Origin of the sequence: Candidatus Leptofilum sp. (genome assembly GCF_965223285.1) — a bacterium.
Taxonomy (GTDB): domain Bacteria; phylum Chloroflexota; class Anaerolineae; order Promineifilales; family Promineifilaceae; genus Leptofilum.
The window spans coordinates 6,190,394-6,203,829 of the sequence record NZ_OZ244997.1 but is presented as its reverse complement, the minus strand read 5'-3'; the positions used below and the strand labels follow the sequence as shown (position 1 = coordinate 6,203,829).

Annotated in this window: 13 protein-coding genes; 5 read left to right on the top strand and 8 right to left on the bottom strand. The window is 48.9% G+C overall.

Going from position 1 to position 13,436, the window contains the following annotated elements:
• Nucleotides 1-22: 22 nt before the first annotated feature.
• The 4 genes from ACOQPU_RS27780 to ACOQPU_RS27765 all read right to left on the bottom strand — a co-directional run bounded on the left by ACOQPU_RS27780 (nt 23) and on the right by ACOQPU_RS27765 (nt 4,376).
• Nucleotides 23-1,144, bottom strand: coding sequence for a hypothetical protein (locus tag ACOQPU_RS27780; protein WP_420643080.1), 1,122 nt, complete (start codon nt 1,142-1,144; stop codon nt 23-25).
• 22 nt (nt 1,145-1,166) lie between these two features.
• Entirely contained in the window at nt 1,167-1,952 is a 786-nt protein-coding gene (locus ACOQPU_RS27775; RefSeq protein ID WP_420643079.1) for an ABC transporter substrate-binding protein, read from the bottom strand.
• Nucleotides 1,953-2,091: 139 nt separating this feature from the next.
• Nucleotides 2,092-3,195, bottom strand: coding sequence for a hypothetical protein (locus tag ACOQPU_RS27770; protein ID WP_420643078.1), 1,104 nt, complete (start codon nt 3,193-3,195; stop codon nt 2,092-2,094).
• Nucleotides 3,192-4,376 carry a hypothetical protein gene (locus ACOQPU_RS27765; protein WP_420643077.1) on the bottom strand — a complete coding sequence of 395 codons (1,185 nt, stop codon included), beginning with the start codon at nt 4,374-4,376 and terminating at the stop codon, nt 3,192-3,194. The genes ACOQPU_RS27770 and ACOQPU_RS27765 overlap by 4 nt, the downstream gene beginning before the upstream one ends.
• A gap of 203 nt (nt 4,377-4,579) precedes the next feature.
• Between ACOQPU_RS27765 and ACOQPU_RS27760 the strand changes: the two genes are divergently transcribed.
• Entirely contained in the window at nt 4,580-5,524 is a 945-nt protein-coding gene (locus tag ACOQPU_RS27760) for a GDP-mannose 4,6-dehydratase (protein ID WP_420643076.1), read from the top strand.
• A 36-nt stretch (nt 5,525-5,560) separates the two neighbouring features.
• On the top strand, nt 5,561-6,355 hold the full coding sequence (locus ACOQPU_RS27755) for a TlyA family RNA methyltransferase (protein ID WP_420643075.1): 795 nt from the start codon (nt 5,561-5,563) through the stop codon (nt 6,353-6,355).
• On the opposite strand, the gene ACOQPU_RS27750 is transcribed toward ACOQPU_RS27755, so the two are convergent.
• The 3 genes from ACOQPU_RS27750 to ACOQPU_RS27740 form a co-directional block, all read right to left on the bottom strand.
• The gene (locus ACOQPU_RS27750) at nt 6,352-7,140 is read right to left on the bottom strand and encodes a sensor histidine kinase (protein ID WP_420643074.1); all 789 of its coding nucleotides are present in this window, start codon (nt 7,138-7,140) and stop codon (nt 6,352-6,354) included. The genes ACOQPU_RS27755 and ACOQPU_RS27750 overlap by 4 nt on opposite strands.
• Before the next feature lie 180 nt (nt 7,141-7,320).
• Nucleotides 7,321-8,526 (bottom strand): tetratricopeptide repeat protein, encoded by a 1,206-nt coding sequence (locus ACOQPU_RS27745; RefSeq protein ID WP_420643073.1) that lies wholly within the window; start codon nt 8,524-8,526, stop codon nt 7,321-7,323.
• Nucleotides 8,526-9,938, bottom strand: a complete 1,413-nt coding sequence (locus ACOQPU_RS27740) for an NB-ARC domain-containing protein (RefSeq protein WP_420643072.1) — start codon at nt 9,936-9,938, stop codon at nt 8,526-8,528. Before ACOQPU_RS27740 ends, ACOQPU_RS27745 begins: the two co-directional genes overlap by 1 nt.
• 241 nt (nt 9,939-10,179) lie before the next feature.
• Here ACOQPU_RS27740 and ACOQPU_RS27735 point away from each other — a divergent pair, with 241 nt between their 5' ends.
• Nucleotides 10,180-10,359 carry a hypothetical protein gene (locus tag ACOQPU_RS27735; protein WP_420643071.1) on the top strand — a complete coding sequence of 60 codons (180 nt, stop codon included), beginning with the start codon at nt 10,180-10,182 and terminating at the stop codon, nt 10,357-10,359.
• Between the two features lie 74 nt (nt 10,360-10,433).
• Entirely contained in the window at nt 10,434-10,913 is a 480-nt protein-coding gene (locus tag ACOQPU_RS27730; RefSeq protein ID WP_420643070.1) for a DJ-1/PfpI family protein, read from the top strand.
• A gap of 55 nt (nt 10,914-10,968) precedes the next feature.
• Here the strand turns inward: ACOQPU_RS27730 and ACOQPU_RS27725 are convergent, their stop codons facing one another.
• Complete coding sequence (locus ACOQPU_RS27725; RefSeq protein WP_420643069.1) at nt 10,969-11,466, bottom strand: molybdopterin-dependent oxidoreductase; 498 nt, start codon at nt 11,464-11,466, stop codon at nt 10,969-10,971.
• A gap of 156 nt (nt 11,467-11,622) precedes the next feature.
• Here ACOQPU_RS27725 and lepA point away from each other — a divergent pair, with 156 nt between their 5' ends.
• Entirely contained in the window at nt 11,623-13,428 is a 1,806-nt protein-coding gene (gene lepA / locus ACOQPU_RS27720) for a translation elongation factor 4 (protein WP_420643068.1), read from the top strand.
• Nucleotides 13,429-13,436: the final 8 nt, after the last annotated feature.

Sequence of the window (13,436 nt, the reverse complement as noted above, 5' to 3'; positions counted from 1 at the left end):
TGATACGTCTTAGCATTGGGAATTAATTACTTTTCCGTCTGCGGGCGAGTATTGCTTTTTGAACGGCCGTTTCTACATCCATAAAAAACTTCTTGTACTCATTTTGAGCTGCTACATAAAACATAGCCAATATTTTTCGCTCGGCAACGATCCGCGAATCATGAGAAGCAGCTAGACGCCAGAGAACCACATTCATGCTTTGCATTTTGGCCTTAAAACCTTTTACCTTCGTAGGTTCCGCCCAGCCACGACTGGTGGCATCCTTAACTATCTGCTTGAGTAACTGCTGATTGGGCGCGGAAATTGGTTTTTTATATAAGTTGTAGACCAATTCATACACGCTGAGGCTGCCCCAATAGATCGGTGCTTGATCGGCGTTTGTTTGTTGTTTTAGTTGCGCCACAAACCTGCTTTCCAAATATCCATTTGGCTTATAAGTTAGCAATTTCGGTCTGGGCGTCACAAAGGCCAACGTTTTTGTTGTGCTCTTATTGCCTAATTTAGAAATCACTAACTCAATATGATTCAAATGGATAATATCTTGTGCGGCTAATCGTACTAATGTCCATTGAACAATTTGTGGTGACAGGTTTTGTTCAACCAGCATACGCTCGACTAAATCCTCGATGCGCGTAAGTTCGGCAACGGCCAGTAAGCTGGCTGGATAATTATCCGTAAAATCTACGCTATCTTTGAATGTAATAGGGGTAATGGTAGTCACGCCGTAAAACGTTGACAGGCCAAATTGCTCATAAGCTACAAAGCCGACGCCTTGTGCATTGTTAAAATAGTGGGTCAGTTGTTTTTTTAGAAAGGGTATATTTTTTTGACGTGGCCCCTTGCTGCCTAAGAAGATGAAAAGAAAATATATGGGCAGCAAAAACATGATCATGTTGAGCCACGGTATACTAAAATTCCAAATCGCTAATCGAATTCTTGTGAACAGAAAATACAGCCCTAAGGCTAACGCGATGGTGACACCTATACCTGTGTAATCAAGCCAGGAACGGCCAACAAAAGAGGGTGGCACATTAAATGAACTTACCACATAAGGGCAGGTTTGTGCGTCACGATAATGGCAATCTTTAAAACTTTTTGCTTTCAGTTTGCCGCACTGATGACACCCCGAATCTAGTGTATCCATTACTGATCCTTTGGCTAACTGTTTAAGAATCTAACCATTCTGACATGATTTGGCTTAATTGACCAGTCTGCTCCAGGTTGATAAGGCTTTTGTTGAGCGTGGTGAGTAGCTGCTCGTCTTCACTACGTACCACGAGGGCAAAAGGTTCTACGGTGACGCTTTCTGGCAGCCGTTTTAGGCCGTCGTTTTCACGCAAGAAGAGACGGCCGCTTATCGCATCAGTCAGGGCGGCGTGGGCATTGTTTTGTTGGACGGCCGTAATCGCCTCATCTGCTGTAGAAAATGTGATAATTTCCAATCCTTCCACCCGCTTGGCCCATTCCGTTGCTTCCACATGCCCTAAACTGCCAAGTTCCACCGCTACCGTCTGGCCGCCTAAATCTTCCATTGTCTCGATGGTGGTGTTGTCTGCCGGGACGATCAAGATTTCGCCTGCGTTAAAGTATGGTTCGCTGTAGGCAAAATCCCGCGTCCGCTCCGGAATGATGACCAGCGCGGAGATGAGCACGTCCACTTGTTCCGTTGCCAGGGCATCGTACAGGCCATCGTAGCCAAAGTAGACAAACTGCACGTCTAGCCCCAAATCGGATGCAATCGCCTTAGCCAAATCCACATCCAGACCGTAGACGCCGCGGCCGTCATCCACCTCGAAGGGAGGATAGGTGGGGTCTAGCCCCACGCGCAGCACGCCTGCTGCCTGCACACGTTCCCAGCTGTCGTCGGTTGTTTGGCAGCCCATTTGCAGGAGAACGATTAGGATGAGTGCGGCGGTCAATAAAAAGCTGCTTCTTGTCCTGGCCGTTCGCATCTGAGGATGCTCACTCCTCTTTATTTGAAATGAACCGAGTTTAGCATAGCGGAGAAGCGATCTGAGTTCGATCTGAGGCAATGTAAAGTTGGCTTTTGCTCTCAAATCCTCTTTTTCCTCTGTGAACTCTGCGGCTAATTCAGTCATTGCTGGTAAACCTTTGCAATTCGGTGTAAATTGGTTTCTCAACAAACTCCGGGGTGACGAGCGTATAATAATCCATGATGCTTTTGGTTGGTGCAGGAAAGCGAAACGCCCAGATGGCGATCATTTCCACATAAGGCCAATTCTCTTCGGCGTAGGTGAAGGCATCGAGCGTGTTTTGGATGCGCTGGCCGGGGCGCACCGCCTGCGTCCAGCGGGGATGGTCGTTCCAGCCAAATTCGGTGATGTAAATTTGGGTGTCGGCGTCGCCGTGGCGCAGCATCACCTCGCGCACCAGCTCTACGCGGCGAAAGTTGAGGATTTCTGGGCCAGGATCGGCCAGGGCGGGGAAGGTGAGGCCATAAGTGTGAACGGCCAGCCCATCGAAGTAGTCGGCGGCTCCAGCAGCGTACATTTGGTCCAAATATTTCAAATCGTTTAAACCCCATGGAGAGCCAGCGGGTTCCAGAGTGGGAGCGAGTGCGCCGCCCAGCACTAGCACATCTGGATTGACAGCCTTGACGGCGGGATAGACGGTTTTGAGAAGGTTGGTGTAGTCAACGGCCGTTGCTTCCCGATAGCCCCATTCAAAGCTCAAATTGGGTTCGTTGCCCACGATGATGGCCGCCAACTTGCCTTCGTAGCGGCTGGCAAATTGGGCGGCGAAGTCGGCAAAATCGTCGTAGGCGGAAGCGTCCAGATAGTTGAGGGGGGTTTCTTTGGGGCGCGCCCAGCTGGGGGTGAGGCCGATGCGGGCAATCACTTTTAGCCCCTGCGCGTGGGCATGTTCCATCACCATATCTGGATGATCCCAGGCAATGCCGCCGTCTTCGGCGTGGTAATAGGCCCAGGGGAAAAGCTCCACGATCCAGGGGGACCCCATTTGGCGCACCATTTCCAGGCTGCGCTGGATTTTCCACTCTTCCACTTCGTCGGTGAGACGGGTGTGTACGCCCACAATGGGATGATTGGTTTGCACAGTTTGGGGTGGCCCCGGCACGATGAGCAGCGGCGCGGGCTGAATCAGCCAGATAAGTGTGATGAACAGAAGCAGGCGCACGCCACTGCGAAATTGAAGCTGGGGCAGGCGTTGGGTCACGTTGGGGTTTGCAGGGCGGTTTGGTAAAAGTCTGCCCACCAACCCAAATGCTGGAAGATGGCATCTAGGCGCAATTTGGCAGAGACATCTCGTTCTGGCAGCGGTTCGGGCGGTGTAAATTTTTCGGGAATTAGGCCCAGGCGAAACAGCAGCTCGTTTTCTAGCTGCACGTTGAGCATTTGGTTTTGGTAATCGTGGATGAGCTTGTGCAGGGTGTCATCGCTATTGTTGGAGGCCGTGAGAATGCTGTGGGGCAGCGCATCCACCAGGATTTGGGAGGGAACGCGGGCGGCCTGCCGCAAAATTTGGTGGCTAGACGGGGTGAGCTTGGCCAGGAAGTTGATGCCCCATTTGTGCTGATATTTGTTAAAGCGCAGGTCAAGTGCCTTATCGTAGAGGGCTATCAGGCAAAATTGGGCGACGGTGGTGATATGTAATGAAGCGTCGGCATCTGGCAGGTGTTGGGCCAATGTTTGCCAATTAATCTGGCTAATTTGCCGAGGCGTAAGCTGGTTGAAGACGAAGATGTTGCGCTTGGATTCGGTGTAAATTGCCTGCAAGCCAGGAATGTTGGGAGAGGTGGAGCCACGCTGGGCTGCCTTTTGCCACATTTTGGCCGCAGGCAGTTTGTTGAGTACGGCCGTTAATGCTTGCTGTATGGTGCTAAATTGGATAACGGCCGTATCTGCTGCGGCAGTGGGTTGGTTGCTAATTTGCCGAAAAAGCCGATTGAGCAGCAGCTTGCTGTCTGGGTCGCTGTTGGGGACGAGTGCAGCAGAAGCGTCGAGCAGCTGCTGGGTAAGGTGGGCGTAAATTTCGTATGGATTGGTTGGCGTGCGGAACAGGTCTAGCGACAAGGGGTCACCTGCTAACTGTTGCCCATGTTGAAGCAGGTTGAGGGCTAGCTGCGGATTGAGATGCAGATGGTTCAACAGGGTGTGGCGATTGGTGACCAGCGGTCCTCGCTTGAGCAACATTTTGTGTTCTTGCCACAAGGGGGCGAAACTTTGGCGGATGTTTTGGATATTGGTTTCTGGTTGGGTAATGACAAGAAAATTGGTGTCGGAAACGGCCGTTGCCACTTGCTGTGCCGTTTGGCTACCAAAAAGAAAAACTGCTTCTAGCTGAGAACCTAAATCGGCTGCCAGCGTCTGGGCAATGTGGTCGAGGGCCGGATTCATGAAAAATATTATACTTTGCAGCGGGGGTTGTGGGCAATACGTTTGCCCTCTGCAAAGATGGCGGGTATAGATGCAAGATCGTTTCTCCCCACGCCTATACTTCGGTGTTTGGTTTAGCCAGCGGCGATTTGGCAGGTATAATCCGTTTGGTTGGCTGTCAATGAATGGCCCGCCGGAAACGATTTTCCAACAGAAGGATGCGTATGCGAATTTTTATTACAGGTGCTACTGGCTTTGCTGGGTCCCATTTGGTTGAAAATTTGGTAGCGGCTGGGCATGAGATTTTCTCGCTGGTTCACGCAGAAACAAGCCACCAGCCATTGCTACAGCATGAGAACGTAACGCGGATTCCTGGTAATTTGCTGGATCAGGCATCGTTGGAAACGGCCGTTGCCCAAGCAAAACCAGATCGCGTCTATCATTTGGCTGGGCAGGCGTACCCGGCACGTTCCTGGCAGCAGCCGGGCCTGACGCTGGCGGTGAACAGCGTGGGGACAGCCAATTTGCTTCAGGCGGTGGTGCAATACGGCCGTCCGCGCACGCTCATTGTGACCAGTGCTGAAATTTACGGTGAAATTAAGCCAGACATGTTGCCCATCACCGAGCAAACGCCGCCTGCACCGAACCATCCATATGGCATTAGCAAATGGACGGCAGGGCAGCTCGTACCGTTGTTTTGGGAGCGTTATGAATTGCCCGTGGTGGAAGCACGGCCGTTTAACCACATCGGCCCCCGCCAATCTTTGGGATTTGTGGTGCCAGATTTTGCCAGCCAGCTTGCTGGTATGCGCGTAGGTCAGCGGCTCAACCAGATGATGGTGGGCAATTTGGAAGCGCAGCGGGATTTTACGGATGTACGGGACATCGTAAAGGCCTATGAATTGCTGGCGGAGCAAGGTCAACCGGGGGAAGCGTATCTCATTTGCTCTGGTAGGCCAGTGAAAATTGAAGCGATTTTGCAGACGTTGATTGAGCTGGCAGATATTGAAGTGGAAGTGGTACAAGACCCAGAGCGCATGCGGCCGTCTGACACGCCGTGCCTGTATGGTAGCTATGCTAAATTGCAGGCACAAACAGGCTGGCAGCCGCAAATTGGGTTAACCCAGTCACTGGCAGATATTTTGGCAGATTGGGTTCGTCGCCTTTAATATTGCCACAGAGATTTTTGAGGTTTTGGTGAAGTTTTGGCGAAGAAGAAGGAACGTCTGGACAAATTGCTAGTAGAGCGCGAGTTTGTGTCTACACGCTCTAAGGCACAGGGCATCATTCTGGCAGGCGAGGTGTTGGTGGATGGGAAGATGGTGGATAAGCCGGGAACGGCCGTTCCTATTGCATCTGCTATCGAACTCAAAGCACCACTGCCATACGTTGGTCGAGGTGGATTTAAGCTGGCGGGTGCGTTAGAGACGTTCAATTTGGACGTGATGGGCGCCATTTGCGCTGACGTGGGAGCTTGTACCGGCGGCTTCACCGATGTGCTGTTGCAAAATGGGGCGGCGCGGGTCTACGCCATCGACGTGGGGTACGGTCAGCTCGATTGGATGCTGCGCCAGGATGAGCGCGTGGTGGTGATGGAGCGCACCAACGCACGCTATCTGGAAAAGCTGGACGAGCCAGTTAACTTTGTGGCCATTGATGTTTCATTTATCTCGTTACGCTTGATTTTGCCCGCAGTGAAGCAGTGGCTGGCGGACGATGCCAGCCTTGTAGCCTTGATTAAGCCGCAGTTTGAGGCAGGACCCAAGCAGGTGGGGCGGGGTGGCATTGTGAAGGATACGGCCGTTCATCGCGCCGTTTTGCTGGATTTGTGGCACTGGTTCCGCGCCAATAATTTCGCAGTCCAAGGGCTGACGCGCTCACCGGTTACCGGTGCAGAAGGAAATGTGGAGTTTCTTGTATGGCTGAAGGTTGGGGGTGAAGATGTGGTGCCAGAAACGGCCGTAGAGGCGTTGCTCACTGAAGCGGATGTGGAAAATTAGTGCAGCAATGTCTGCTTGGGCATCAAGCCCAATTGAGAGGGCAGCGGCAAAAAAACGCAGAAAGTTGTGCCTAAATCTGTTTGGCTTTCCACGGTAATGCCCCCTTGGTAAAAGCCAACAAGATCTAAAACTGTTGAAAGGCCGAGTCCGCGTCCAGTTGGCTTTGTTGTGTAGAAAGGGGAGAAGATTTTTTGTAGCTGTTGCCGGGTCATCCCACAGCCGGTGTCGGTAATTTGTAAATAAATACAGGGACCAGGGACGGGAGAACGGCCGTTTACAAAACTGTACCGCTTCTCATTGTCACAAATAGTTTCCAACCCCGTTCGCAATAACACAATCCCTTTGCCATCCTCAATTGACTCCGCAGCGTTAATGAGCAAGTTCATAACGATTTGCTGAATATGTGCTCGCCGAGCTTCAATGGGCGGCAGACTGTTTGCTAAATCAAGCTGTAAAGATACGCTTTTGAGTAAAATTGTGTTGAGCAAGCTAATGTTGTCATTAACCAACTGATTCAAATCTATTAATTCATCTGGTGCGTCTTCTGAGTTGGCGTAAGTAAGCAGTTGTCGCGTGAGCTCTGCTGCAAATTCAGCCGCTTGCATTGCTTTTTCAATGTGCGATCGAGCCACATTGTCTTGAGGCAAGGTTGCTAAAGCCAAAGATGTTTGGCCAACGATGCTGGTGAGTAAATTGCTAAAATCGTGGGCAATGCCGGTAGCCAAAAAACCAATTGTTTCCAATTGTTGGGCATAGGGATTGGGTGATGGTAGATTTGATGACATAGCTAACTTTACATAAATTCGTAGATAGATGTGATCAGTGTATACTCGCCAACGTTGAAAACATAGTAGCATATGGGCATGGAATGGCCCTGAAATGGACTGCAAAACACCTGCAAAGCAGCTTTAATTGAGGCTCTTTTTTTAGAAGATCAGTGGAATTTTGCTAATTATATGGTGCGATTATTGGTTAGTAGGCAATCTTTTTTGCATATATTCCAATAGTTCACGGGCATGTGGCGTATCTTTAAGAACCTGCAAACCAGCTATAGCTTCCTGCAAAGTTTGTTCAAATTCGGCCGTTTGTCCACGTGCTTCATACAAGTCTGCCAGATTGTCTAAAGAATTGGCCCAGTTAAACAAATCCCCAAACCGACGATATGCTGTAATTGCTTTAAGCAGCATTTCTTCGGCCGTTTCCCACTCCGCCATCTTTGTGTAAACCATTCCCAAATTGTTATATATGCCCGCCAACTCCGTTGGCTCCTGTATCTGGGACAATAATTGTAATGCTTCCTGCCACGTGGCCTCGGCCATTTTGTAATTCCCTTGACCAAAAGCCAAAATACCCAAATTATTTTTTAGTTGGCTTAAATTATGTACATCACCAGTTGAATTTAAAACCGTAATCAAATCATTTGAAAGTTGGCCAACTTTGCTCCATTCGCCTGTTTCAGCCCAGGTTAAAATTAAGGTTATAGATGCTTTTGTAAGAAATGTAGAGAGATCTAAACCTTGATAAAGATCAAAGGCTTTTTGGGCTGATTCTTGCGCCTTTTCCCAATTTCGAATTCTTCGATAAATGTTTGAGAGGTTAAGATTTGCATGTGCTATTGCCAATTTATTCCCAGACGCCTCTGCTAACGTTTCAGCTTTCTGACAAAGTTTAATCCCTTCTTCCACTTCGCCCTGTATATCTTTCAAAGTAGCAAGCATGGCTAATGTGCGATAATAGTATGTTGGATTTGCTGAACCTTCATAGATTTGACTGGCTTTGAAGTAGCTCGCCTCAGATGCTTTTAAATCTCCTTTGTGATAAAGAATATCGCCAGCCTTTTCTAGTAAAAGGGCTTCACGATCTTGCATGTGAAGAAGCTGGCTTGTATGAAGTGCCTGGCGTGAATAAACAAGCCAGCGATCCCAATCTGCATACCCAAATACAATTGGATAAAGTAATTGGTAAAGACTGTAAGCAATATCAAATGTTTTCGGTTTCTGCAGGGTTGTTTCTAGTGCCCTTAGAAAATTATCGTAATCTTCTTGAACTAACTTTTTTGGCTCGTTGCTATATTCCAAAATCGTAAGCCAGCGTTGCGCGTTGGCAACTTTTTGTTGCTCAAGTACAGTTCGCCACCGTGCTTGATCAGTTATTGCAACTGAGGCAACCATTATTCCCCCTCTATCATCCGCAAGAGAAAAATTTCTGTCAGTCGGTGCAAACGATAGCGTCTTTCTAACAAGGTGCCAGCAATGTCTACCAAGGATGATACGACTAAACCAGTTAGGCTATTATAAACGGCCGTTTCTGGTAATTCTGAGACCGCCACCAAATGATCCAGCGTAAAACCGGATTCTCCTGCTTGTGTCAGGCTAACTAGGACAGTTTTGCTTTCATTGTCAAGCGATTCCCAAATTTCGCGGAAGATATAGTCAAAAATCCCCTCGTTGGTTTCAGTTGGCCGATTTGCAGCAAAGCGATTCAAGACGTCAACCAAAGAATAAAAGCGCAGCTGCCCAATAATTAGTTTGAGGGCTAATGGATTACCCCCCACAATTTTGTATATTTTGATAACCTCTTTATCAGGTGCGCTGGTTAAATCTTTAAATCCCCCTCGCTTTGCCTCTTGACGGACCAGTTGCAATGCCGCTTGTTGATTAAGCTCTTTATGGGAATAAGAAAAGATACCGGGTTCCGAGAGAAGGCGTATTCTAGAAGTAAGCAAAAATTTTGAAGGATTTTGCCACTTTTTTAGCTCCGGGATGAGCGTTTGATAATCCGCTACTGTTTCCAGATTGTCGATAATGATCAGGCAACGCCGTTCTTTGATGAACCTGTACAGCAAGCGTTGCCTTTGCAAATGGGTCAGATTTGGATTGTCATCCAAGCCAAACTGGTTGCAGAGTCGCTCGATTAGCAAAGGCAACGTGAGGGCAGGACGGCCGCTTTCAATTTGCAACCGTCCCAGCATAGACAAATGCGTGTGCTTTGCCGTTACCCAGGCAATTTCATCAAATCGTGTGGTTGAGATTATTTGCCGAGCTAAATAGTCTGCCAGGGCAGTTTTTCCTAACCCGCCAATACCGTCAATTGAGATGATAAAATGTTCATCATCCAGAAATAGTGCGCCTTTAAGCAATTCTTCCGCTTCCCCTATGCCTACTAATGCCTCATATGAAGGGATACTCAAGCGCGTTTCCATTGTGTTGCGCCAGTCGCTGCTGGCTAAACTCTCTTGCTGATTAAGAATATCAGTTAGATGAGAGATTGCCTGCCGTTGACGATAGTAAAGGGTTGACTCGGAGATATTTAAGCGGTTGGCTACTGTTAGCACATCCCGCCTGTGCTCAAACCGTTCTCTTAATAGTTCCTCAGCCTCTGGAGAGGCTCTGCGTAATTGATCTAACCCAAAGCTCAGCACAGCACGATTGTTTGCTGCCCTACCCGTCTCTGCCAAGGTGCCGTAGTCATCTTCATCTTGAGCTAATGCCAAACCCAAACGAAGATTCGCCATTGGCCAATGGGGCGCATCCCCTCCGTGCCAGAGGCGTAGGGCGATTAAAACATCATCAGAATTTATCACCAGATCCCTCACTATATTCCCTAAAAGGTTTCCTATTTTAGACTTTATCTCTCAATTTCCACACGTTTACTTGCTATCTTACACACTTTAAGCGTTTTTTTGCAGGGGGGTTGAAGTCATATTGAAGCTATTTTGTAGCCAATTGTGCTTAATGACTGATAACGTTGGCTTGGATTCGCTTTGGTATGAATAAGTGATTCTTTATTTAGCTTATCACAACTTTTTTGGAGAGGAGGTTTCCATGTTTTCTGTAATTGAACAAAATAAGCTAGCTTTTGTAATTCTCGTGATGGTCGTTCTTGCCTTACTCACTTTCATTGTGTTTTCGGCCGTTGCCCAAGCTGGGGGAATCGAATTAGCAGGCGCATCTATGATGCGGTATTGCGTCGGTAGCGGTGGTGTCTGCACTGGGGGGATTTAACCCAAAATATTTTTGAGAATCCTCTATTTAACATGGTAGCCACGACCTTGTGAGTTGTTGGCAACACGAGGAGCATGATGTCTTTACCTTATCGAAACGGCAAAAAGAAACGATCACAAAGTTATATTCTTATTGGGGATGGATTTGACGAATTAGAGGTCATCTACTTCTTGCACAATTTCCGTCAGGCCGGGTTGTCTATAAAAAGTGTGAGCTTGTTTGACAAACTAGTTTACAGTCGGCAAGGTGTTGGCTTGAAAGCAGATTATGCTCTGGCCGATAAACCTTTTGATCCTTCCGGGGATGACTGCCTGTTGATTTTGCCCTCCGGTGGGCGGAATGGCGATGTTTTGCGCCGGGATGCTCGGGTGAAATCCTTGCTGATGGAGTTTAATACCGGTTGTGGCCGTGTTGCGGTAACGAATAGCAACAAACATTTGGCTAAAGATGTCAAGCAGGTTTGCTCGGATCGGCTGACGTTACAAAAGCGAGGTGAGCAGGGGCTTGAAGATTTCGTGAAGTCCTTAACTGAGCGATTTGTTTACGCATCTTAGCTGTTTGTTTTAATTGGAAGTATGAGAAGCCTTGGTAACTTTGCCAGGGCTTTTTTTACGGCCGTTTCTCACCCACCATCTTCACACGTCCCACCCACTTCACCTGCCGCAGCGCATCATCTTTTTCGCTGGGTACAATCATGCGTACCAGCCCTTGTTCACGGGTAAGAGCCTCACCGTTCATCTCATACGCCAGCAAGATAGGACCAGCCGGGTCTGGCTGATGCAGTTCCTGAACGAAAACGCGATTGCCGAAACCATCGGCACTCACAACTTCTAGCTCAGACCAGCTTTCCTGGTAAAAGTGGGTCACAAAATCCAGAAGGGTGGTGCCAGTAAAGGTAAATGGGCCAGACGTGCCGTGTCCGGTCGAAACGATGAAACAGTTTGATACGGAGGTTACCGGGAGCTGCTGTAGATCTTGTACGGTGATGGTTTGGGAACGGCCGTTTCCCAATATCAACTTAAAATTTGGATCATCTGTTGGCGGGGCAGGATTTGGCTCATGGCTGTGTGGTTGCAGCGGATCGGCCGTTTCATCATGTGGACTCATATAAAACCTCGCAAAACTTTTAGCTATTCTACCGCAAATACGCCGTTTTGATATACTTAGTAAGCGGCCAACAAGAACTTTCCGGATAAAGTGGCCGCTTACTTTAAGCCGTCCGCATCATTCCGCTAATTTATTTGACGACGGCCACTTGCACATATGACACAGAGCAACATTCGCAACTTTTGTATCATTGCCCATATTGATCATGGGAAATCAACCTTGGCCGACCGCTTGCTGCAAGAAACCGGCACCCTCACCGAACGTGAAATGCAAGAGCAAGTGCTCGACAGCATGGATCTTGAGCGGGAAAAAGGCGTAACAATCAAGGCCTCGGCCGTGCGCATGACCTACACCGCTAAAGATGGCCAGGAATACATCATGAACCTCATCGACACCCCCGGCCACGTCGATTTTGGTTATGAAGTCAGCCGCGCCTTGCAAGGCTGTGAGGGAGCTTTGCTGGTTGTAGATGCCACACAAGGCATCGAGGCCCAAACGTTGGCCAACCTTTACCTGGCACTTGAATCTGATCTGGAAATTATCCCCGTAGTTAACAAAATTGATCTTCCAGCAGCAATGCCCGAAGATGTGGCCGAAGAGATCGAAAATATCATTGGCTTACCAGCAGAAGACGTGATTCCAATTAGTGCCAAAACGGGGACCAACATCCAACAAGTGCTGGAGGCTGTGGTTGAGCGCGTGCCGCCGCCCACAATCGACACCGAGGCACCGCTACGGGCGTTGGTTTTCGACTCCCATTACGATTCTTACAAAGGTGTGATTGCCTATGTGCGGGTTTTTGAAGGTAAGCTAAACAAGCGCACCTGGATTCAGATGATGTCCAACGACGTGACGGTTGAGCCCATCGAAATTGGCGTTTTCGCCCCAGCCATGAAGCCAGTAGATTCACTCTCTGCGGGTGAAGTGGGCTACATTGCCACTGGCCTTAAAACGGTGCGGGAATGCCGCGTTGGCGACACGATTACACTGCGGGATCGCACGGCCGAATCCCCCTGGCCCGGTTATCAGGCAGTCAAGCCCATGGTGTTTGCTGGGTTTTATCCCACCGAAGGGGAAGATTACGCCCTCTTGAAAGAAGCATTAGAGCGGCTGCAACTGAACGACGCCGCCTTAGTGTACGAACAAGAAACATCTGATGCCCTCAATTTTGGGTTTCGTTGCGGCTTTTTAGGGCTGTTCCATATGGAAATCATTCAAGAGCGATTAGAGCGCGAATATGATCTGGATCTGGTAGCCACTGCGCCCAGCGTACGTTATGAAGTGAAGATGGCGCACACGGGTGAAGAGATCATCGTGGATAGCCCCGCTGAACTGCCTGACGAAGGGCAAATTGAAGAGATTCGTGAGCCGTGGATGCATGTGCAAATCTTCACGCCAGATGAATATTATGGGGTGGTGATGGATTTGGTCATTAAGCGGCGGGGTGAATTTGTGGGGCAAGAATATCCTGCGCCGGGCCGCGTGGTACTTAAATTCGACATCCCATTGGCAGAAATCATCATTGACTTCTATGACAAGCTCAAGAGTGGTACGCGCGGCTACGCCTCGATGGATTATGAGGCGGCTGGGTACCGTGCCTCTGATTTGGTGAAGCTGGAAGTATTGGTGAACAAACAGCCGGTGGATGCGCTGGCGATGATTGTGCATCGAGAAATGGCATACCATCGGGGACAGAAGCTAGTGACCGCTTTGAAGAAGAAAATCCCGCGCCAGATGTTTGAGGTGCCAATTCAGGCGGCAACCGGCAAGCGTGTCATTAGTCGCGCCACGGTAAAAGCGATGCGCAAGGATGTTTTGGCTAAATGTTACGGTGGTGATATTAGCCGAAAGCGCAAATTGCTGGAGAAACAAAAGAAAGGCAAGAAACGCATGAAGATGATTGGCACGGTGGAAGTGCCACAGGAAGCGTTTATGGCTGTTTTGCAGCTAAACGATGATTAAGTTGGATA